The organism is Gammaproteobacteria bacterium (assembly GCA_034522055.1).
In the GTDB taxonomy this organism is placed as follows: Bacteria; Pseudomonadota; Gammaproteobacteria; order JAABTG01; family JAABTG01; genus JAABTG01.
On the sequence record JAXHLS010000002.1, the window covers coordinates 2,397,156 to 2,418,908 of the forward strand.

General features: G+C 63.2%; 19 protein-coding genes and 1 tRNA gene. 15 read left to right on the forward strand and 5 right to left on the reverse strand.

The window, feature by feature from the left end; genetic code table 11:
- Positions 1–38: 38 nt before the first annotated feature.
- The 3 genes from U5S82_11710 (at position 39) to U5S82_11720 (ending at position 2,802) form a co-directional block, all read left to right on the forward strand.
- Entirely contained in the window at positions 39–227 is a 189-nt protein-coding gene (locus U5S82_11710; GenBank protein MDZ7752310.1) for a DUF2065 domain-containing protein, read from the forward strand.
- Positions 227–1,435 (forward strand): ATP phosphoribosyltransferase regulatory subunit, encoded by a 1,209-nt coding sequence (locus tag U5S82_11715; GenBank protein ID MDZ7752311.1) that lies wholly within the window; start codon positions 227–229, stop codon positions 1,433–1,435. The genes U5S82_11710 and U5S82_11715 overlap by 1 nt, the downstream gene beginning before the upstream one ends.
- A 74-nt stretch (positions 1,436–1,509) precedes the next feature.
- On the forward strand, positions 1,510–2,802 hold the full coding sequence (locus U5S82_11720; protein ID MDZ7752312.1) for an adenylosuccinate synthase: 1,293 nt from the start codon (positions 1,510–1,512) through the stop codon (positions 2,800–2,802).
- A gap of 196 nt (positions 2,803–2,998) precedes the next feature.
- Here U5S82_11720 and U5S82_11725 read toward each other — a convergent pair whose 3' ends face one another.
- From U5S82_11725 to U5S82_11740, 4 genes are all read right to left on the reverse strand, one after another.
- Positions 2,999–3,754 (reverse strand): sulfite exporter TauE/SafE family protein, encoded by a 756-nt coding sequence (locus U5S82_11725; GenBank protein MDZ7752313.1) that lies wholly within the window; start codon positions 3,752–3,754, stop codon positions 2,999–3,001.
- Positions 3,736–4,281 (reverse strand): YaeQ family protein, encoded by a 546-nt coding sequence (locus U5S82_11730; GenBank protein ID MDZ7752314.1) that lies wholly within the window; start codon positions 4,279–4,281, stop codon positions 3,736–3,738. The genes U5S82_11725 and U5S82_11730 overlap by 19 nt, the downstream gene beginning before the upstream one ends.
- A gap of 1 nt (position 4,282) precedes the next feature.
- Complete coding sequence (arfB, locus tag U5S82_11735; GenBank protein ID MDZ7752315.1) at positions 4,283–4,705, reverse strand: alternative ribosome rescue aminoacyl-tRNA hydrolase ArfB; 423 nt, start codon at positions 4,703–4,705, stop codon at positions 4,283–4,285.
- Between the two features lie 89 nt (positions 4,706–4,794).
- Complete coding sequence (locus tag U5S82_11740) at positions 4,795–4,947, reverse strand: hypothetical protein (protein ID MDZ7752316.1); 153 nt, start codon at positions 4,945–4,947, stop codon at positions 4,795–4,797.
- 43 nt (positions 4,948–4,990) lie between these two features.
- Between U5S82_11740 and U5S82_11745 the strand changes: the two genes are divergently transcribed.
- The 9 genes from U5S82_11745 (at position 4,991) to U5S82_11785 (ending at position 17,082) form a co-directional block, all read left to right on the forward strand.
- A complete protein-coding gene (locus tag U5S82_11745; GenBank protein MDZ7752317.1) occupies positions 4,991–5,698 on the forward strand; it encodes an SDR family NAD(P)-dependent oxidoreductase in 708 nt (235 codons plus the stop codon).
- Positions 5,699–5,939: 241 nt separating this feature from the next.
- On the forward strand, positions 5,940–7,925 hold the full coding sequence (locus U5S82_11750) for a class I SAM-dependent DNA methyltransferase (GenBank protein ID MDZ7752318.1): 1,986 nt from the start codon (positions 5,940–5,942) through the stop codon (positions 7,923–7,925).
- Between the two features lie 154 nt (positions 7,926–8,079).
- Positions 8,080–9,012: an Abi family protein gene (locus tag U5S82_11755; protein MDZ7752319.1), complete on the forward strand. Its 933-nt coding sequence runs from the start codon at positions 8,080–8,082 to the stop codon at positions 9,010–9,012.
- Complete coding sequence (locus tag U5S82_11760; protein MDZ7752320.1) at positions 9,012–9,818, forward strand: TIGR02391 family protein; 807 nt, start codon at positions 9,012–9,014, stop codon at positions 9,816–9,818. Before U5S82_11755 ends, U5S82_11760 begins: the two co-directional genes overlap by 1 nt.
- On the forward strand, positions 9,815–11,251 hold the full coding sequence (locus U5S82_11765) for a restriction endonuclease subunit S (GenBank protein MDZ7752321.1): 1,437 nt from the start codon (positions 9,815–9,817) through the stop codon (positions 11,249–11,251). The genes U5S82_11760 and U5S82_11765 overlap by 4 nt, the downstream gene beginning before the upstream one ends.
- Positions 11,248–11,634 (forward strand): hypothetical protein, encoded by a 387-nt coding sequence (locus tag U5S82_11770; GenBank protein ID MDZ7752322.1) that lies wholly within the window; start codon positions 11,248–11,250, stop codon positions 11,632–11,634. Before U5S82_11765 ends, U5S82_11770 begins: the two co-directional genes overlap by 4 nt.
- 118 nt (positions 11,635–11,752) lie before the next feature.
- Positions 11,753–14,743, forward strand: a complete 2,991-nt coding sequence (locus tag U5S82_11775; GenBank protein ID MDZ7752323.1) for a type I restriction endonuclease subunit R — start codon at positions 11,753–11,755, stop codon at positions 14,741–14,743.
- 558 nt (positions 14,744–15,301) lie between these two features.
- The gene (locus U5S82_11780) at positions 15,302–16,108 is read left to right on the forward strand and encodes a transcriptional regulator (protein ID MDZ7752324.1); all 807 of its coding nucleotides are present in this window, start codon (positions 15,302–15,304) and stop codon (positions 16,106–16,108) included.
- Positions 16,105–17,082 carry a nucleotidyl transferase AbiEii/AbiGii toxin family protein gene (locus tag U5S82_11785; protein MDZ7752325.1) on the forward strand — a complete coding sequence of 326 codons (978 nt, stop codon included), beginning with the start codon at positions 16,105–16,107 and terminating at the stop codon, positions 17,080–17,082. The genes U5S82_11780 and U5S82_11785 overlap by 4 nt, the downstream gene beginning before the upstream one ends.
- A gap of 265 nt (positions 17,083–17,347) precedes the next feature.
- Here U5S82_11785 and U5S82_11790 read toward each other — a convergent pair.
- Positions 17,348–17,434, reverse strand: a tRNA-Leu gene (locus U5S82_11790).
- Between the two features lie 123 nt (positions 17,435–17,557).
- On the opposite strand from U5S82_11790, the gene rnr reads away from it, so the two are divergent.
- The 3 genes from rnr to rpsF all read left to right on the forward strand — a co-directional run bounded on the left by rnr (position 17,558) and on the right by rpsF (position 21,709).
- Positions 17,558–20,194 (forward strand): ribonuclease R, encoded by a 2,637-nt coding sequence (gene rnr, locus U5S82_11795; GenBank protein ID MDZ7752326.1) that lies wholly within the window; start codon positions 17,558–17,560, stop codon positions 20,192–20,194.
- Positions 20,195–20,203: 9 nt separating this feature from the next.
- Positions 20,204–20,941, forward strand: coding sequence for a 23S rRNA (guanosine(2251)-2'-O)-methyltransferase RlmB (gene rlmB / locus U5S82_11800; protein ID MDZ7752327.1), 738 nt, complete (start codon positions 20,204–20,206; stop codon positions 20,939–20,941).
- A gap of 282 nt (positions 20,942–21,223) precedes the next feature.
- A complete protein-coding gene (gene rpsF / locus U5S82_11805; GenBank protein MDZ7752328.1) occupies positions 21,224–21,709 on the forward strand; it encodes a 30S ribosomal protein S6 in 486 nt (161 codons plus the stop codon).
- Positions 21,710–21,753 lie beyond the last annotated feature (44 nt).

Below are 21,753 nucleotides of genomic sequence, written 5' to 3' on the forward strand. Positions count from 1 at the left end.
GCCGGGCCAGAGGCAGGGCAGGATGAGGCAGGGCGCCCGTGAACTGGCAGGATCTGGGGGCCGCCCTGGCCTTGTTGCTGGTGCTCGAGGGCCTGTTGCCCTTTCTTAACCCGGATGGGCTGAAGCGTGCCATCAGAGTAATCGCCAACATGGACGACAACACCCTGAGGTTCGCCGGCCTCACCAGCATGGTCATCGGCGTATTCCTGCTCACCCTGGTGCGCTGATGGCTGCCGCAAACCTGGAGCGCTGGCTGTTGCCGGTGGGCATCGAGGAGATGTTGCCACCGGACGCCGCTCGCCTGGAGAAGTTGCGCCGGGCCCTGGCCGACCTCTACCGTGGCTGGGGTTACGACCTGGTGGCCCCGCCTTTCATCGAGTACCTGGATTCCCTCCTCACGGGGACGGGCAACGACCTGGATCTGCAGACCTTCAAGGTCACCGACCAGCTCACGGGGCGGCTCATGGGAGTGCGGGCGGACATGACGCCCCAGGTGGCACGCATCGATGCCCACCATCTGGCGGGAGACGGACCCGTGCGGCTGTGCTATCTGGGCGAGGTGCTCTATACCCGTCCCGACGACTTCGCCGGCAGCCGCAATCCCTTCCAGGCCGGGGCCGAGCTCTATGGCCATGGCGGCGCCGAGAGCGATATCGAGGTCCTGACCCTGTTGCTGGAGACCCTGCGCTTGTCCCAGGTCGATGACGTCCATGTGGATGTGGGCCATGTCGGGATCTACCGCGCCCTGGCCCGCCAGGCGGGGCTGGACGAGGCCGCGGAACGGGTGCTGTTCGATACCCTCCAGCGCAAGGCCCTGCCGGAGCTGGATGCCTTCCTGGCGGCGCTGCAGATCCCGGCGGCGTCGCGGCGCATGCTGGACGGGCTGGTGGAACTGAACGGCGCCGCCGACGAGGTGCTCGCCCAGGCGCGTGAGAGTCTGGCCGCCGGCGGCCCCGAGGTGATGGCCGCCCTCGATGATCTGGAGACCGTCAGTCGCGGTGTCACCGAGCGGGTACCAGGCGTGTCGCTGTATTTCGACCTCGCCGAACTGCGCGGCTACAACTACCATACCGGCATCGTGTTCGCGGCCTTCGTGCCGGGCCATGGGCGCGAGATCGCCCGTGGCGGTCGTTACGACGACATTGGCCGGGTGTTCGGGCGGGCGCGGCCGGCCACCGGCTTCAGCACCGATCTCAAGACCCTCATCCTGCTGTCCCGGGCCCAGGCACCGGCCGTCGCCCCGGGGGCCATACGCGCCCCGTGGTCCGGCGATGCCGGTCTCCACGCCCACGTCGCGCGCCTGCGCGCCGGGGGCGAGCGGGTCATCCAGGAACTGCCCGGCCAGGCCGGCTCGGCCGCCGAAGCCGGCTGTGATCGCGAACTGGTGCAGCGGTCAGGGGAGTGGCAGGTGGTTCCTCTGGCAGGCACGCGCTGAGCCATTCCGGGCTCTTCCCATTCCGGGCTCTTCTAGGCCAAGCAACCGATTTCCTTCTACCAAGACGAATATACATGGGCAAGAACGTAGTCATCATCGGCACCCAGTGGGGCGACGAAGGCAAGGGCAAGATCGTGGATCTGCTCACCGACCGGGTGAGTGCCGTGGTGCGTTTCCAGGGTGGCCACAACGCCGGTCATACTCTGGTCATCGACGGCAAGAAGACGGCCCTGCATCTCGTCCCCTCCGGCGTCCTGCGGGACAACGTGCGCTGCTTCATCGGCAACGGCGTGGTGCTGGCGCCGGGCCCCCTGCTGGAAGAGGTGGACAAGCTGGAGGCGGATGGCGTCCCCGCCGGCAGCCGTCTCGGCATCAGCGAGGCCTGTCCCCTCATTCTGCCCTATCACGTGGCCCTGGATCAGGCCCGGGAGATCGCCCGCGGCAACAAGGCCATCGGCACCACCGGCCGGGGCATCGGCCCGGCCTACGAGGACAAGGTGTCCCGCCGCGGCCTGCGCCTCGGGGACCTGGTGGACGTGGCGGCCTTCGAGGCCAAGCTGGAGCAGGTGATGGCGTATCACAACCATGCCCTCAGCCATTACTACCGGCAGGAGACCGTGGACGCCCGGGAGGTGCTGGACGGCATCCTCGCCATGCGGGACCGCCTGATGGCCCTGGTCACCGACGTGCCCGGGCAGTTGCACCGCATCCGCGACGAGGGCGGCAATATCCTTTTCGAGGGTGCCCAGGGTACCCTGCTGGACATCGACCACGGCACCTATCCCTACGTCACCTCATCCACCACCACTTCAGGTGGGGCCGCCTCCGGGGCGGGGGTGGGCCCGCGGGATCTGGACTACGTCCTGGGTATCACCAAGGCCTACACTACCCGGGTGGGCGCGGGGCCTTTTCCGTCCGAACTCTTCGATGACGCGGGGCAGCATCTGGGCGAGAAGGGGGCCGAGTTCGGCACCACCACCGGCCGGGCGCGCCGTTGCGGCTGGATCGATGCCGTGGCCCTGCGCCGCGCCATGCTCATCAACTCCGTCTCCGGTCTGTGCATCACCAAGCTCGACGTGCTGGATGGCCTGGATACCGTGAAGATCTGCACGGGCTACCGGGTGGATGGTGAGCTGCTGGCGAGCCCCCCGGTGGGGGCGGATCGTACCGCGGAGGTGGCACCGGTCTACGAGGAGATGCCGGGCTGGTCCGAGTCCACCGTTGGTGTCACCGATGAGGACCGGCTGCCCGCCAACGCGCGCGCCTACCTGGCCCGCCTGGAGGAATTGGTAGGGGTGCCCGTGGACATCATTTCCACCGGCCCCGACCGCCGCGAGACCATCATCCGCCGCCACCCCTTCGACTGACGAAGGGAGGCGGGAACGCTCGATCCTGGCCGGGCGCCAACATCTCTCTCGCCAAGAGCGCCAAGAACAGCAAGGCATTGCTATCAATTATCTCCGTGGCCTTGGTCTCGAACAGCTTCGGCGCTAAAAGCAATAGTCACCGCCGCCCGCGGGTACTCCCCGCCGCACGCCATGGGGCGCTTGCCGGCTATGGGCCTCAGAAGGCGGTCAGACCGGCGCGCACCGTCATCATCAGGCCCATGACCAGGACCAGGCCGAAGGTGATGCGCTGATAACCCTTTACGGACATGCGCCGGTAGACGGCGATGCCCAGCAGCGTGCCCACGATGAGGGCCGGGATGGCCCGCAGGGCCAGCTGCACCGTGGTGGCCGAGATGAGACCCCCGGCGATGAAGGCACCCACGGTGATGATGCTCGAGGTGACGAAGAACATGGACAGTACCGCCTTTTTCACATCGGCGGGCCAGTCCTGGCTGCTCACGTGGAGGATGATGGGCGGACCATTGGTGCTGAAGGCGGCGCCCAGCGCCCCGGATACGGTGCCGAGGGCTACGGCCTGTTCGCGGATCCATCGGTAGTCGGGCACCCGTCCGGCCAGGGCGGTGGCGGCGTAGACCGACAGCAACACGCCGAGCAGGCCCAGCACCAGGGCCTCGGGGGCAAAGACCAGAAAATAGAGCCCCAGGGGCGTGCCTATTAAATAGCCGCCCAGCAGGGGCAGCAGGGGGCGCCAGCGCACGGCGCGGCGCAGGTGGATGGCGTTGATGACCGCCATCAGGGCGGCGGTAAAGGCCATCAGGGGCACGGCGGTGGCCATGTCCAGGAACAGGGCCATGAGGGGAATGGCCACCAGGGCCGAGCCGAAACCCGCCAGCCCCTGCACCATGCCGGCGAAGAGCATGACCCCCGCCACCAGCATCCAGGGCTCGGCCGTCAAGAAGGGGCCTGCCACACGGTGCGTTCCAGTTCCACCGCGTGGTTCCCGTCCGCCAGCCATACCTGGTCGTCCTGGATGGTGGCGGAAAGCTCCATGGAGCGCTGCACCAGCCCGTCCAGGCGGCCACCGTCCCGCGGCGCCAGGTGGCAGACCCCGAGGTTGGCGAAGCGCGCGTAGTCCGTGCCGTGCTGGGACCACCACTGGTGGGCGGGCCGTTGATCGTAGGTGTATACCATGACCCGGCGGGCTAGGCCGCAGGCGCGGCGGGCTCGTTTGATATCGGGCTGCCCCAACTCCATCCACAGCAGGACGGCCCCCGTGAGGTCCTTCTGCCACAGGTCGGGCTCGTCGTCGTTGCTGAGGCCGCGGGTGAATTCGAGGTCGTCGTGGGCATGGAGGGCGAAGGCCACGATTCGGTACATCATGCGTTCATCCGTCTCCGAGGGGTGACGCGCCAGGGTCAGTTCATGGCTGCCGTAGTAATGGCGGCTCAGATCCGCCACGGCCAGTTGGACGCGAAACACCGTCGCCTTGAGGGCCATGTCATTCCTCGTCGTGGCGGACCTGGCCGCGCAGGACCTTGCGGCCGCCCCGCTGCCGCTTGTCCGCGAGGCGCGCCTTACGGGCGCGGGGGGGCGGTCGCGTGGCCACCCGGCTCTTGGTGACGGCGCCGGCACGCCGGATGAGGTCGGCGAGCCGCTCCAGGGCCGCCTCCCGGTTCCTGGTCTGATCACGATGGGCCTGGGCCTTGATGACGATGACGCCGTCCTTGCCGATGCGCCGGTCGGCGAGCCTCATCAACCGGCCCTTGTAGAATTCCGGCAGGGAGGATTCATGGATGGCGAAGCGCAGCTCGATGGCGCTGGACACCTTGTTGACGTTCTGTCCCCCGGGCCCCTGGGCGCGGATGGCCTTGAGTTCGATCTCATGGTCGGGGAGGGTGACGCGCTGGGAGATTCTCAGCATGGTTGGGCAGGCTTGCGAGGGAGGTTTGTGGAAGCATAATCAAGCTGCCAAGATAGCGGCTGCCCATGAACATCACAATGTTGCTTGCGTTATCCCTGGTGGCGGTCGTGGCCGGCGGCTTCCTGCTGCCGCGAAGGCGCCACCGGCCGGATGGGCTGGAGCAGTTCTTCGAGGCCGCCGGCCATGCTCGACATGGTGGTCCTGGACAAGGCGGATTCACGCTTGGGGATGGTGCGGCTCATGGGCAAAGAGTGACGCGGCCCCCGATCACCGGAGGTGCATACCATGAGTGACCAGAGAACGGCCGTGGTGGCGGGCATCGGCCCCGGGCTGGGGGCCGCCCTGTGCCGGGCCCTGGTCCGGGACGGTTACCGGGTGGCGGGGCTCGCGCGCTCCGCCACCCCCGGCGAGGCCCTGGAAGAGGAGTTGGGGGCAGGGTCCTTCCGGGCCTTTCAGTGTGGCCTCACCGACGCTCCCGCGGTCCAGGGCGTGATGGCGGCCGTGTCCGAGGACCTGGGAACCCCGGCGGTCTACGTCCACAACGCCGCCGCCTTCCATCATCAGGCCTTCGCCGACACCCCGCCGGCGGTCTTCGAGCACCTGTGGCGCACCACCTGCCTGGGGGCGGTGCACGGCGCCCAGGCGACACTACCCGCCATGGTGGCCCAGGGCGGCGGCACCCTGCTGCTGGTGGGCGCCACGGCCTCCGTCAAGGCCGCCGCGGGCTTCAGCGCCTTCGGCGCGGCCAAGTTCGCCCTGCGCGGCCTCGCCCAATCCCTGGCCCGCGAATACGGCCCCCAGGGCGTGCACGTGGCCCACGTGGTCATCGACGGCGTGATGTGGGGCGAGCGCGCCCGGGACGATTTCGCCATGACCGAGGACCAGTGCATGGATCCCACCTCCGTCGCGGCGACCTGTCTCGACATCATCCGCCAGCCTGCCGACTGCTGGACCCACGAACTGGACCTGCGGCCGGCCGGCGAGTCGTTCTGAGGGGTGGGCGCAGGGCGCTCCAGTTATACGGGTATCGGACTGAGGAAATCAGGGATGGTTGGGAGTCAATGAATGAATTGGCGATTGTTCCCCGCAACTTCCCCCGAAGTGGGGGTGGGTTTTTCCTTTTTCCAGGTGAACCAGGGGAGGAGGCGAGGTGATGGCCTTACCTGACAAGAAAAGCCGAAAATGCTTCTTTTTGGCAGGAAAAGAACAATAAGTCATAGGGAGTGTTTCCGTCGTGTCCGAGCCGCTCAATCTCAACTGGATCGTCAACTTCATCTGGGGCATCGCAGACGACGTGCTCCGGGACCTCTACGTCCGGGGCAAATACCGTGACGTCATCCTGCCCATGACGGTTCTGCGGCGCCTCGATGCCGTGCTGGAGCCGACCAAGCAGGCGGTCCTTGATATGAAGGCCTCGTTGGATGAGGCCGAAATCATCCATCAGGATGCCGCTCTGCGGCAGGCCGCGGACCAGCCCTTCTACAACACCTCCAGGTTTACTCTGCGGGACCTTCGCAACCGCGCCAGCCAACAGGCTCTCAAGGCCGATTTCGAGGCCTATCTGGACGGCTTCTCGCCCAACGTCCAGGAGATCCTCGATAACTTCGAGTTCAGGAATCAGATACCACGGCTCTCCAAGGCCGACGCCCTCGGCACCCTGATCGAAATGTTGCTTTCGCCCGACATCAACTTGAGCCCCAAGCCCATGGTGGCCCAGGACGGCACGGTGAGGCAGCCCGGCCTCGACAACCACGCCATGGGTACCATCTTCGAGGAGCTGGTCCGGCGCTTCAACGAGGAGAATAACGAGGAGGCGGGTGAGCACTGGACGCCCAGGGATGCGGTCAAGCTCATGGCCCGCCTGGTCTTTTTGCCCATCGCCGACCAGATCGAGGATGGCACCTATCTCCTCTACGACGGCGCCTGCGGTACCGGCGGCATGTTGACCGTCGCCGAGGAGACCCTGCAACAACTGGCCGCCGAGCACGGTAAGCAAGTGGCCACTCACCTCTTCGGCCAGGAGATCAACGCCGAAACCTACGCCATCGCCAAGGCCGACCTGTTGCTGCAGGGGGAGGGAGATGCCGCAGACAACCTGGTCGGCGGCCCCGAGCATTCGACGCTGTCGAACGATGCCTTCCCGTCCCGGGAGTTCGACTTCATGCTCTCCAACCCGCCCTATGGCAAGAGCTGGAAGGGCGACCTGGAGCGCATGGGAGGCAAGAAGGGCATAAAGGACCCACGTTTCGTCATCGAGCATGGGGGCGATCCGGAATACCCCCTCATCACCCGCTCCAGCGACGGCCAGATGCTGTTCCTGGCGAACATGCTTTCCAAGATGCGGCGGGATTCCAGGCTTGGCAGCCGCATCGCCGAGGTCCACAACGGCAGCTCGCTGTTCACGGGGGACGCCGGCCAGGGCGAGAGCAACATCCGCCGTTGGATCATCGAGAACGACTGGCTCGACGCCATCGTCGCCCTGCCCCTCAACATGTTCTACAACACCGGTATCGCGACCTACATCTGGGTGCTCACCAACCGCAAGCTGGCGCATCGCAAGGGCAAGGTCCAACTCATCGACGCCACCGAGTGGTACAAGCCCCTGCGTAAGAATCTCGGCAAGAAGAACTGCGAGCTGTCCGAGGAGGACCTCCAGTGCATCTGCGATACCTTCCTCTCCTTCGAGGAGACGGAGCAATCCAGGATCTTTCCCAATGCGGCCTTCGGCTATTGGAAGGTCACGGTGGAGCGCCCCCTGCGCCTCAAGGGCATCGACCCCGAGCGCGCTTACAAGGCCGCGGACATCAAGAAGCTGAGAGAGATCCACGAGCGGGCCGATGATGCGCCGCCGGTCATCAAGAAGATCCACAGGAAGGGAACCCCAGCAGACCCCCTTCGGGGCCTGTTTGCAGTCACCCTTAAAGGCAAGACCGCCGTGGTGGAGTACGAGCCCGACAGCGACCTGCGCGACACCGAGCAGGTGCCTCTCATGGAGGAGGGTGGTATCGAGGCCTTCCTGCGCCGCGAGGTGCTGCCCCACGCGCCCGATGCCTGGTACCTCGCGGACAGCGTGAAGACCGGCTACGAGATCAGCTTCACCCGCTACTTCTACAAGCCGCAGCCGCTGCGTTCGCTGGAAGAGATTCGGGCGGACATCCTGGTACTGGAGAAGGAGACCGAGGGGTTGTTGGGCGAGATCATTGGGGGGATGCCGGGTTGAAAGCAGCAGCTGCATACGCCAGGCGACTTACGGGCTCCGAGACTCGACAGACGCCCCGCGCAGGGTGTAACCTAAGCACTAACAAAACCCGCCAAGGCTATGCTCTTCGGAGTACCCTCAAACCGGCGGGTTACTTGTTTCTGGGGTCGCTGCGGTGACCCGCCGGTTCCGCAAGCCCCCGCTTTCCTACCGCCAGCAGCTCGAATTGCTCATCGAACGCGGTCTGATCGTTGACGATCCCGCCGAAGCGCAGTTCTACCTGCAGCACCTGAACTACTATCGTTTGGGCGCCTACTGGCTGCCGTTCGAGGCGGACCATGGGACGCATCAGTTCAGACCCGGCACGCGGTTCAGCGAGATTCTGAATCTCTACGTCTTCGATCGCGAGCTGCGGCTGCTGGTGATGGATGCGATTGAGCGCGTGGAGGTATCGATCCGCAGCCACTGGGCCTACCAGCTCGCCCGTCTGCACAATCCACACGCGCATCTGGACCCCGCACTCGCCCGGCGCAGGGATCGCTGGCAGCAGAATCTGGCGAGCTTGACCGACGAAGTGAACCGTTCGGACGAGGTCTTCATCGAACACTTCCGGACCACTTACCAGGAAGCACTACCGCCCGTCTGGGCAGTGTGTGAAGTCATGTCGTTGGGACAGCTTTCGCGCTGGTACGCAAACCTCAGGCCGAAGGCGACTCGGCGTGCAATAGCAGACGTTTATCACACGGACGAAGGTCTCCTGCAATCCTGGCTGCATCACCTGAGCCACGTTCGCAATGTCTGCGCGCATCACAGTCGGCTGTGGAACCGGGAATTCACGATTACACCCAAGCCACCGCGGACCAAACCCTCTGGTCTGGACACACAATGGGCGCACGGTTCTCGCAAGCTTTACAACAGCCTCGTCGTGCTACTCCATTGCATGGACATCGTGTCGCCCGGCCATCACTGGTGCACCCGGCTGCGGGAGCTTGTAGCACACCACGGCATCGACACAGCCGCTATGGATTTCCCATCCGACTGGCAGGCCTGGTCGATCTGGCGCACGATCAGCAAGCAACCTACCGGGAACGGTGGAGGTGACAGTTGATGGCCAAAGTTCCGTGCTTTCCAGAAGGGCAAGTTGAAGCTTTGGCCCGAGCGCTCGGCGAGTGCGGATCGGGAACCGACATCAGCCCCGTGTTCCAAAATCGCGGCCTCGCCGACAACTCCAGTGAATCGACGAAAAGGCGTCGACTCTACTGGTTGTTTCTGGATTGCCAGAACCGTAGCGGCTGCGCTAATCAGGTCATCGACGTCATTCGTGCGTTCCTGACGCCAGCGCGATTCGTCGGGCGAAGCGAGGCGTTCGGAGCGCATCGGCAGAACTTGAATATGATTCTGGCCTTCTCAGGGCTCGACTACGGTTCGGACGAGCAGTTCCGCAAGGTCGATCCAGCCACCACGATCGATGAGGCGGAGCGACGAGTACGCACGATCCGCGCAAAGTTTCAGGGTCGGCGTATGCACCCCGAGGTCGTCAAGTACTGCCGTTCCGAACTCCTGCAGGACAACTACTTCCACGCCGTGTTCGAGGCTACCAAGGGCCTTGCCCAACGGGTTCGAGATATGACCAGGAATCCTGGCGGACGACACCCATCTGATCGATCGGGTGTTGCCGCCGAACGGCCGATGCTGGCCATGAACACTCTACAGACCGAAACCGAGAAGTCCGAGCACAAGGGTTTCGCCGCGCTGCTGAAAGAATGCATCGCGGCCGTTCGCAATCCGCTCGCTCACGAGCCGAAGATTCTCTGGGAGGGAGAAGACGACGCGGCCGACTACCTGTCACTGATCTCGCTGCTGCATAGGAAGCTCGACCAGTGCGTGCCGACCAGGCTGGGTGAAGCGCAGTGATTCCCGACCTCAAACCGTATGCCGCCATGAAGGACTCCGGCGTGCCCTGGCTGGGGAAAGTGCCGGAGCATTGGGAGATTCGACCGATCGCGCGCATGGGCCAGCTATTCAAAGGCAAAGGTGGCAATAAAGAAGATGAGGTTGTGGAAGGCGTGCCCTGTGTCCGCTACGGAGACCTCTACACGCGACACGAGTTCTTCATCCGGTCGACGAAGGCCGATGTCTCGGCTGAAAGAGCGTCAGCGTACACACCGATACAGTTCGGTGACCTCCTATTCGCGGCTAGCGGAGAGACTATTGAAGACATAGGCCGTTCAGCAGTGAACCTTCTGACTGGATCAGCCTGTTGTGGCGGTGACGTTTTGGTTTTTCGACCTTTGATTCCCATAGAGCCTCGCTTTCTCGGCTACGCGGCAGACGCTCCACCGGCTCGACATCAAAAGGCGGGCATGGGCCGAGGCTTCACGGTCGTTCACATCTATGGTTCGCAACTGAAGCGCCTTATGTTGCCTCTCCCACCCCTCCCCGAACAAGTCGCCATCGTCCGCTACCTCGACCACATGGACCGGCGCATCCGGCGCTATATTCGCGCGAAGCAGAAGCTGATCAAGCTGCTGGAGGAGCAGAAGCAGGCCATCATCCATCGCGCCGTCACCCGCGGCCTCGACCCCAACGTCCGCCTCAAGCCCTCCGGCGTGGAGTGGTTGGGGGATGTGCCGGAGCATTGGGAAATCAAGCGAGGAAAGTACTATTTTCGTGAAATCGACATCAGAAGTGGCGCTGGCCAAGAAGAACTTCTGTCAGTGTCTCACATTACGGGTGTGACTCCGCGCAGTCAGAAGAACATCACCATGTTCAAGGCTGAGTCGTATGTAGGATCGAAAATCTGTACCCCCGGGCAGATTGCCGTCAACACGATGTGGGCTTGGATGGGAGCGATCGGCGTTTCGGGCTATCACGGACTCATCAGCCCTTCTTACCACACGTATGAGCAGATCGATTCAGGTAGGTTCGCCGATGAGTACTTGGACCTTCTGTTGCGGACGACGCTGTACAAGAACTTCTACACGGCTAATTCCAGTGGCATAACGACAAGCCGGTTGCGCCTGTACCCAGATGACTTTCTAAATATCCGCTTCCTCTGCCCTCCGCGCCCAGAACAGGACGCGATTCTAGAGTGGCTTCATGACGCCACCGCCGATATCGACGCTACTATCGGCCGGGCTAGTCGCGAGATCGGACTCCTCCGCGAATACCGCACACGCCTGATCGCCGACGTTGTCACCGGCAAGCTCGATGTACGGGAGGTGGCGGCACGGCTCCCTGATGAGGCAGAGGAACCTGAGGTTTTCGATGATGCCGACGCCATGGACAGCGCCGATGGAATTGAGAGCGATGAATTCGATGCGACCATTAAAGAGGCCGAGACATGAGCGTCGATCTCGTCGCAATGGTCGATCGCCTGCGCGGTCTGCCGACCGAGACGGAGTGGCTTGAGTTCAAGCGTAACCGCTATGATCCCCAGGAAATAGGCGCATACCTTTTCGCCCTGGCCAACGCTGCTTGCCTCGCAAACCAGCTGCGCGACTATCTGGTCTTTGGCATCTCAAGGATGAGCGAGCAAATAATTGCCATAGAAGCCAGTGGTTCTAGCAAAGCCGAGCATGTATTTGGCTTATTTATCAATAAGATGGGTCTTTGCTATAACCAAGCTAGAACATGCGAAGTTAGCAAAGGATTAAGCAAAGGCCGGCTTTTCGAGCAGGCGCAGCCCTTGTTTGACCATTGCTTGACAGGCGGGCTCTCAGACGTCTGACTGGCCCAGCACTTGCGATGCAAATTAATAGGATAAGCTCATTCCGATTGCTTGACGGTTGCTTGATCAAACCCATCGACGGCGAGGTGCCCGTGAGCGCCAGGAGAAAGGAACCTCGATGACTACGGATACCAGCGAGAGCGGGCTCGAAGCCCTCATCTGCAAGGCGCTGACGGGGCATCCCTGCGATCCGCTACCCGCCGCCGCGGTCAAGCGGCCGGAGGTCCCCTACGGTGGTACCGGCTGGATCGGCGGTTACGCTCAGGACTACGAGCGCGAGTACGGCGTCGATCTCTATCAGCTGTCCGCCTTCTTGCGGCAGACCCAGCCGGACACGGCCGAGGCCCTTGACCTTGGCGATGATAGCCCGGTTCGCCGCAAGTTCCTGGCCCGCCTCCAAGGGGAGATCACCAAGCGAGGCGTGATCGACGTGCTGCGACACGGCGTGGGCCACGGACCCCATCACTTCGACCTCTTCTACGGCACGCCGAGTACAGGAAACGAGAAGGCGGCGGAACGATATGCCCGCAACCGTTTCAGCGTCACCCGGCAGCTCCGCTACAGCGGGGACGAGGCGCAGCTGGCCTTGGACCTGGGGCTGGTCATCAACGGGCTACCCGTGTTCACCTTCGAACTCAAGAACTCCCTCACCAAGCAGACCGTGGAGGACGCGGTGGAGCAGTACAGGCGGGACCGCAATCCGCGCGAGCTGCTATTCCAGTTCGGTCGCTGTATCGCGCATTTCGCGGTCGACGACCAGGAGGTCCAGTTCTGCACCCACCTCAAGGGCAAGGCCTCGTGGTTCCTGCCGTTCAACAAGGGCTGGAATGACGGTGCCGGCAACCCGCCGAATTCGGAAGGCCTCAAGACCGATTACCTGTGGAGGGATGTGCTGACGCCGGGCGGACTGACCGACATCCTGGAGAACTATGCCCAGGTGGTGACGGAGAAGAACCTGAAGACCGGCAAGTCGAAGTCAGTACAGATCTTTCCCCGTTACCACCAGCTCGATGTGGTGCGGAAGCTGCTGGCGGATGTGGAGGCAAGAGGTGCCGGCAGGCGCTACCTGGTCCAGCACTCGGCCGGCAGCGGCAAGTCCAACTCTATCGCCTGGCTGGCACACCAGCTCATCGGTTTGGCGAGGGAGGGGGTGGAAGTCTTCGACTCCATCATCGTGGTCACCGACCGGCGCATCCTCGATAAGCAGATCCGTGACACCATCAAGCAGTTCGCCCAGGTGAAGTCGACGGTGGGGCACGCGGAGCACTCCGGTGACCTGCGCGGGTTCATCCAGGGGGGCAAGAAGATCATCATTTCAACGGTGCAGAAGTTCCCGTTCATCCTTGACGAGATCGGGAGCGAGCACCGGGGCCGTAGGTTTGCCATCATCATCGACGAGGCCCACTCCAGCCAGGGTGGCAAGACCTCGGCGGCCGTTTCTATGGCCCTTGCCGAGAGCGGAGAGAACGACGACGAGGAAACGCCCGAGGACCGCATCAACCGCATCATGGAGGCGCGCAAGATGCTGCCGAATGCCAGCTACTTCGCGTTTACGGCCACGCCGAAGAACAAGACCCTGGAGATATTCGGCGAGGCCGATCCGCAGCCAGACGGGCGCGTCAAACACCGGCCTTTCCACAGCTACACCATGAAGCAGGCCATCGAGGAGGGTTTCATCCTGGACGTGTTGAAGTACTACACGCCGGTAAACAGCTACTACAAGTTGGTCAAGACCGTCGAGAGCGATCCGGAGTACGACACCAAGCGCGCAAGAAAGAAGCTGCGCCGCTACGTGGAGAGTCATGATCATGCCATCCGACTGAAGTCCGAGATCATGGTGGATCACTTTCACGAGCAGGTGGTGGCGCTGAACAAGATTGGCGGCCGGGCGCGGGCCATGGTGATCACCAATGGGGTGGATCGTGCCATCCGGTACTTCCATGCCTTTCGCGCTTACCTCGGAGAGCGCAAGAGTCCTTATGCGGCAATCGTCGCCTTTTCGGGTGAACATGAATACGGCGGCGACAGGGTGACGGAGGCGTCGCTCAACGGGTTCCCATCCAACCTCATACCCGACAACATCCAGGAAGACCCCTACCGATTCCTGATCTGTGCGGACAAGTTCCAGACGGGCTACGACGAACCGCTCCTGCATACCATGTACGTTGACAAGACCCTGTCGGGCATCAAGGCGGTGCAGACCCTGTCACGCTTGAACCGCGCGCATCCGAAGAAGCATGACGTGTTCGTGCTGGACTTCATGAACGACGCGGATACCATCGAGGCGGCTTTCTCCGACTTCTACCGGACGACCCTCCTCAGCGAAGAGACCGACCCGAACAAGCTCCACGATCTCAAGTCGGCACTCGATGGCTACCAGGTGTATGACCAGGGCCAGATCGATGGCATGGTGGATCAATACCTGGCGGGCGCCGAGCGCGATAAGCTGGATCCCATCCTCGATGCCTGCGTGGCCACCTATAACGACGAACTCGACGAGGACGGCGAGGTGGACTTCAAGGGCAAGGCCAAGGCCTTCGTTCGGGCCTATGGCTTCCTTGCGGCCATATTGCCCTACACCAATGCGCAGTGGGAGAAGCTCTCGATCTTCCTCAACTTCCTGATACCCAAGCTGCCGGCACCCAAGGAAGAAGATCTCTCAAAGGGCATCCTGGCAGCCATCGATATGGACAGCTATCGGGTGGAGAAGCAGGCAGCCCTGAAGATCCAGCTCCCCGACCAGGAGGCAATGATAGAGCCCGTCCCAACGACCGGAGGCGGCGCCAGGGGCGAGCCGGAGCTGGAGCGGCTCTCGAATATCCTGAAGACCTTCAACGACCAGTTCGGCAACATCAAGTGGACTGATGCCGACAGGGTGCAGAAGCTGATTACCGAGGAAATCCCCGCGAGGGTGGCGGCGGACACTGCTTATCAGAACGCGAAGAAGAACTCCGGCAAGCAAAACGCCCGCATTCAGCATGACAAGGCGTTGGCCCGTGTGATGATAGAGATCCTTAAAGACGATACCGAACTCTTCAAGCAGTTCAGCGACAATGACTCGTTCCGCAAGTGGCTCGCGGATACGGTGTTTCAGCAGACTTATGCTTAGTGGCTGCCCCGTTTGCAGCCGTGTAAGCTTCCCTGCGGAAGTGACAGTTCACAAGGTCGGGTTTGGGGGCATGATGCCGGTGGGGGGTGGCCGGGCCGCGGGCGCGAGTCGCGTTGTTCACGATGGGGTCGGGCATCGGTGGCATCCTCACGGACCACCAACGCGGACACATGGCCGTCAGCAGAAGGCAACTGCTTGATAACCCAGATAAAGCGAGGAGATGGTGCCGAGGAGAGGACTTGAACTACCATAACTCCCTAAAAATAATCATATAAAACAGCAGCATACATAAAATCTGTTTTTCTGCGCTCCACGTGCGCTCCATTTTTCGTGATTGCTGTACAGCGCCAGCTCCCGGCTGGCGGACAGGCGCCTTGTCCATTGGCCATTTCCGGCAAACCATTATCTCTGTTACAGTGACAAAGCGTGCTTAAACCCCTAATTTTGTTAGGTGCAACAGCAGGAAACGTCAAGTGACTAGAAGTTGACAAATATAGCAACTACCCCTAAATTAGTTAGGTGTCCACGCAAGAATTGTCAACTACTGGCTCGCACGCAATGAAGGTACAGGATTTCTTCCGTGAAAATCCGGTGTTCCGGCATGAGACGTTTGCCGCCTTTCTGGAGGCCAGTGGCCCCCGTAGTACAAAGACCCGGGAGGCCCTGCTGGCCTACCACGTCAACGCGGGTCACCTGCTGCGGGTCCGTCGCGGCCTGTATGCCGTCGTGCCGGAGGGAATACGCCCGCAGAGCTACCGAGTGGACCCCTACCTGCTTGGGGCGCACATGACGGATGACGCCGTGCTGGCCTACCACAGCGCACTGCAGTTCCACGGCAAGGCCTATTCGGTGCATCGCCGGTTTCCCTATCTGTCCCGCCACGCCCGGCGGCCCTTCGAGTACCAGGGGCAGGAATTCACCGCCGTGCCGTTTCCGAAGGCATTGCAGGCCAATCAGGCCGAACTGTTCGGGGTCGAGACTCACAAACACGCCGGGGGACAGGTTCGGGTCACCCATCTCGAACGCACCATGGTGGACGTGCTCGTGCGTCCCGGCCTGGGCGGCGGATGGGAGGAGGTGTGGCGATCCCTGGAATCGGTCGAGTACTTCAACCTGGACCAGGTCACCGACTACGTCCTGATGTTGCAAAGTGCGACGGCAGCCGCGAAGGTGGGCTTTTTCCTCGAGCAACACCGTGAAGCACTGATGGTGGATGAGGCACGGCTGGATCTGTTGCGACAGCACATACCCAAGCAGCCCTGTTACCTGGACCGCGGCCGTCGGGAATCCGGCAAGCTCGTTTCTTCCTGGCGATTGGTGGTGCCGCCGGCCGTGCTGGAGCGTAGCTGGGAGGAGGGGGCATGAATCTTTCGCTCCAGGATCTCCAGGCCGAGGCGGCGGCGACCGGGTTTCTGCCGGAAACGCTGGACAAGGTCATCCGTCTGATCGGGTTGCTGGATGCGTTTCGAAGTCATCCCTTCCTCAAGGATCGCGTTGTCTTGAAAGGCGGCACGGCGCTGAACCTGTTCGTATTCGACTTGCCACGGCTCTCCGTCGATATCGATCTGAACTACATAGGGTCTCCGGAGCGTGACGTGATGCTTGCTGAGCGGGAGAAGGTTGAACACGCGATCACGGCAATCTGTGGCCGCGAAGGGTTGACGCTGCGACGTGTACCGCAAGAACACGCCGGCGGCAAGTGGCGACTTGGATATACCAATGCGCTTGGCCGCAACGCCAATCTTGAAATCGATGTGGTCTTCACCTTGCGGGTTCCGTTGTGGCCGGTACAGCTGGGCGATTCCCATCCCGTGGGCTCGTTCCAGGCGCGCGATATACCGATCCTCGATATTCACGAACTCGCGGCGGGCAAGCTTGGTGCGTTGTTTTCCAGACAGGCGAGTCGCGATCTTTTCGACGCACACGCGTTGCTCAGTCACGATGATCTTGAACGCGAAAAGGTACGGTTGGGTTTTGTTGTGTATGGCGCGTGCAGCCGTAAAGACTGGAGAACGATATCACCTGACGATATACGCTGTGACCAGAGAGAGCTTCAACAGCAGCTTATACCCGTTCTACGCGGTAACGCCGTTCCTGCATCCAGGGAGATGAACGAGTGGACGGAACGCTTGGTCACAGAATGCCGGGATCGGTTATCGTTGGTGTTGCCATATGAGCAACATGAACGTGATTTTCTGGATGCGGTCCTCGAACGTGGTGAAATTGTCCCCGAGCTTCTGACCGGTGACGACAAACTGGCAGCGCGTATCAGGCAACACCCCCAGTTGCTATGGAAAGTGAAGCATGTCCGGGAACATAGGAAGCTAACTCTTGGTTAGATTGTAGTGAATCTGCTTTTCAGCATGGATGGCCTTGGCTTCGTACTGGACAACAGCCGTCAGTGCTGAATCGGGGCAGCGCCGTGCAGCTGCTGCATATGAGGTGGAATGTAGAACTTAAACTCAGGTGGACTTTGTCTTGACAGGGGGCACTTCAACCGACAACAAAACACAATGTAAATGCAAATGGAACGAAGCGGCTGGGAAAACGCTTTCAGAACAATTGCTTGAATGCTCTGGCATGGTCTGGCATGGCTTAAGGAGATGGTGCCGAGGAGAGGACTTGAACCTCCACTGGGTTTCCCCAACTAGCACCTGAAGCTAGCGCGTCTACCAATTTCGCCACCTCGGCAGGTGGATCCCGGGCCGGGGCTATGAATGCCCGTCAGGAAGCGCGAGAATGTACCTTTCGTCCCGCGCAGTGTCAACGTACGCTTCCGTCTTTCCCAACTTCCCAACAATAAATTCCGAACCTATGGCAAAAAACAAAAGCAAGCCCGCCGACTGGCGCGCCGGGGATCCCCACGCCGGCCGCGAGGCCAGGCGCTACGACAACCCCATCCCCAGTCGCGAATTCCTCTTGGATCTGCTGGCCGAGGCGGGTCAGCCCCTGCCCTTCGCGGAGATCCGGTCCCGCATCGGTCTGGAAGACGAGGCCGTGGTGGCCCTGGAGCGGCGCCTCGGCGCCATGGTGCGGGACGGCCAGCTGGTGGTGACCCGGCGCGGCGCCTACGGCCCCGTCGACAAGATGGACCTGGTACGCGGGCGTGTCATCGGCCATGCCGACGGCTACGGTTTCCTGGTGCCGGAGGCGGGTGGGGACGACCTGTTCCTGTCGCCGCGCCAGATGCGCGGCCTGCTCCACGGCGACAAGGCCTTGGTGCGCACCGTGGGGGTGGACGCCCGGGGACGGCGCGAAGGCACCCTGGTGGAGGTTCTGGAGCGCAACACCAACACCCTGGTGGGGCGCTTCATGGAAGAGGGCCCCCTGGGGCTGGTGGTCCCCGACCACAAGCGGGTGCAACACGACGTGCTGGTGCTGCCGGAGGATCGCGGCGGCGCCGAGCCCGGCCAGATCGTCACCGTGGAACTCACCCGCCAGCCCGAGAAACACGCCCGCCCCATGGGACGGGTGGTGGAGGTGCTGGGGGACCACATGGGACCGGGCATGGAGATCGACATCGCCATCCGCGCCCACGGCATCCCCTACGAATGGCCGGAGGGGCTGGAGGAGGAACTCAAGGCCTTCGGACATGAGGTGCCCGAGGCCGCCAAGAAGGGTCGCACGGATCTACGCCATCTGCCCCTGGTGACCATCGACGGTGCCGACGCCAAGGACTTCGATGACGCCGTCTATTGCGAGGCCACCCCCAAGGGCTGGCGCCTGCTGGTGGCCATCGCCGATGTCTCGGCCTACGTGGAGCGCGGCGTGCTGCTGGATCAGGCGGCGCTGGAGCGCACCACCTCCGTCTATTTCCCGGGGCGGGTGGTACCCATGCTGCCGGAGGTGCTGTCCAACGGCCTGTGTTCTCTCAACCCGGAGGTGGACCGCCTGTGCCTGGTGTGCGAGATGCAGTTCGATGCCGCGGGCACCATCCGCCGCTCGCGCTTCATCGAGGGGGTAATGCGCTCCCATGCGCGCTTCATCTACGACGAGGTTGCCGACATCCTCGTCGCGCGCGATGCCGCGTTGCGCGAGGAGTATGAGCACCTGGTGCCCCACCTGGAAGCCCTGCACGATCTCTACAAGGTGCTGCGGGTGGCCCGGGAGCGCCGCGGCGCCATCGACTTCGGTTCCTCTGAGACCCGCATCGTGTTCGGGCCGGACAAGAAGATCGACCGCATCGTGCCGGTGGAGCGCAACGACGCTCACATGCTCATCGAGGAGTGCATGATCGCGGCCAACGTGGCGGCCGCGCGCTTCCTCAAGCGCCATCGCATACCGGCCCTGTACCGGGTCCACGAGCCGCCCGGCGGCCAGAAGCTGTCCGACGTGCGGGAGTTCCTCCAGGGCCTCGGCCTCAGCCTGCAGGGCGGCGACAAGCCGGAACCGATTCATTACAACGAGCTGCTGACCGCGGTGCATGAGCGGCCGGATCGCCACCTCATCGAGACGGTGATGCTGCGCTCCCTCAACCAGGCGGTGTATAGCCCGGAGAAGAAGGGTCACTTCGGTCTCGCCCTGGAGCACTACGCCCACTTCACCTCGCCCATCCGACGCTACCCCGATCTCATGGTGCACCGGGCCATCCGTCACATGCTGCGGGGCGGCAAGGCCGCGGATTTCCCCTATGACGAGGGCGACCTCGGCCAGCTCGGCGAGGTGTGCTCGGCGGGCGAACGGCGGGCCGATGATGCCACCCGTGACGCCGAGGCCTGGCTCAAGTGCGAGTACATGCAGGACCGGGTGGGGGATACCTTCGAGGGCGTCATCTCCTCCGTCACCTCCTTCGGGCTGTTCGTGGAGCTGAACGGCATCTACGTGGAGGGCCTGGTGCACATCACCGCCCTCGGCGACGACTATTACCACTTCGACCCGGTACGCCGCTGGTTGAAGGGGGAGCGCACGGGCCAGACCTTCCGTCTCGGCGATCCCCTCGAGGTCCGCGTGATGCGGGTCAACCTGGACGAGCGCAAGATCGATTTCGAGCCTGCCGCCGCGCCGGCCACCAAGGGCCGGGGTCAAGGCAAGGGCCAAAGCAAGGGCCAAAGCAAGAGCCAGAGCAAGGCCAGGAGCAGGGGCGCTCGGGGCAGGGCCCGGCCCAAGGCCGCCGGCGGCACACTGGCACCCCCTGAAACCCCACCAACCCCGGCAGCCCCGGCAAACGTGGCGGAAGGCGATAAACCCAAGGCCAAGGGTGGCCGTGGCAGGGGCCGGCCCAAGGCCGCCGACGACACTCCGGCTCCCCTTGAAACCCCGCCAACCCCGGCGTCAGGCGATAAGCCGAAGGACAAGGCCGGGAGCGGCCGCGGCAGGGCGCGGCCCAAGGCCGCCGCCGAGATTCCGGCAATCCTGGAGACGCCGGCAACCCCGCCAACCCCGGCAACCCCGGCAGAAGGCGATAAGCCCAAGGCCAAGTCCCGGCGCGGCGGTCGGCGGCGCCGACGTTAGCCCGCTGCCATGGCGGAGAAGGTCTGCGGCCTCCATGCGGTCACGGCCCTGCTGGAGGGCGATGCCGGGGCCGTGACCGAGCTGTGGGTCCAGCGCACCCGCAAGGATCGCCGGTTGGAGCGCCTGCTGGGGCTGGCCCGCCGCCGCGTCGGCATGGTCCACGAGGTGGAGCGCGCCGAACTGGACCGGCTGGTGCCCGGGGTGCGGCACCAGGGTGTGGTGGCTCTCGCCCGGAGCGGCCACCCCCGGGGGGAACCCGACATCGAGCCCCTGCTGGAAGCCGCCGGCCCGGCACCCCTGGTACTGATACTCGACGGCATCCAAGACCCCCATAATCTGGGGGCCTGCCTGCGCACCGCCGATGGCGCCGGCGTGACCCTGGTGGTGGCGCCCCGGGACCGGGCGGTGGGTCTCACCCCCACGGTGCGCAAGGTGGCCTGCGGGGGTGCCGAGACCGTTCCCTTCATCCAGGTGGCCAATCTGGCCCGCACCCTCAAGCTGTTGGCGGATCGCGGACTCAAGCGGGTGGGTCTGGAGGGCATGGCGGCCGCGCCCCTGTCCGACTGCGACCTGCGGGGTCCCCTCGCCCTGGTGATGGGCGGCGAGGAGAAGGGACTGAGGCACCGGACCCGGGAACACTGTAGCGAGTTCGCCGCCATCCCCCTCAAGGGCACCGTGGAGAGCCTCAACGTCTCCGTGGCGGCCGGCATCGCGCTGTTCGAGGCGGTGCGGCAGCGCGATCGATAGGGATACTTTGGGGGAATAGGGGAATAGGGGAATGGTGAATGGTGAATGGTGAATGGTGAATAGGGAGTAGGGAGTAGGGAGTAGGGAGTAGGGAGTAGGGGAAAAGGGAAAGGGGAAAGGGGAAAGGGAATGGGGGCGGCTGTGGGGGCGGGGAGGCGCGCTTGCTGTTGTTGCGTCGGGCGGGCCGGTGGATTAGACTGCCCTGCTTTTCCGTCCCCCATGCGGGACATCTCCTTGCCCCACCGCAGCGCAACGGGGGGCTCAACCCGAAAGGAACCCTACATGCGTCATTACGAGATCGTGTTCCTGGTCCATCCGGATCAGAGCGAGCAGGTGCCGGCCATGGTGGAACGATACCGATCCATGGTCGAAGGCGGTAACGGCAAGATCCACCGCTTCGAGGACTGGGGACGCCGCCCCCTCGCCTATCCCATCTCCAAGATCCATAAGGCTCACTACGTGCTTCTCAACATCGAGTGCGGACAGGAGGTGCTGGACGAGTTGGTGAGTGCGTTCAAGTTCAACGACGCCGTGTTGCGCAACCTCGTTCTGAGCAGGAAAGAGGCGGTTACCGAACCCTCGTTCATGGCCAAGTCCAAGGAGGAGAAGGAGCCGCGTTCGGGTGATCGGGATGGTGGCGATACGCGCCCGTCGCGGAGCCGCTCAGACGATGACTCCGGTGAAGACAGCGACGACGGTGACGCGGATGACGGCGGTTCCCGTGGTGGTGACGATGACTCCGGGGGTTCGGACAAGGCCGCCGACTGAGGCCGCTACTTCACTTTTCGAACTCACGTATTCAGGAGAAAGGG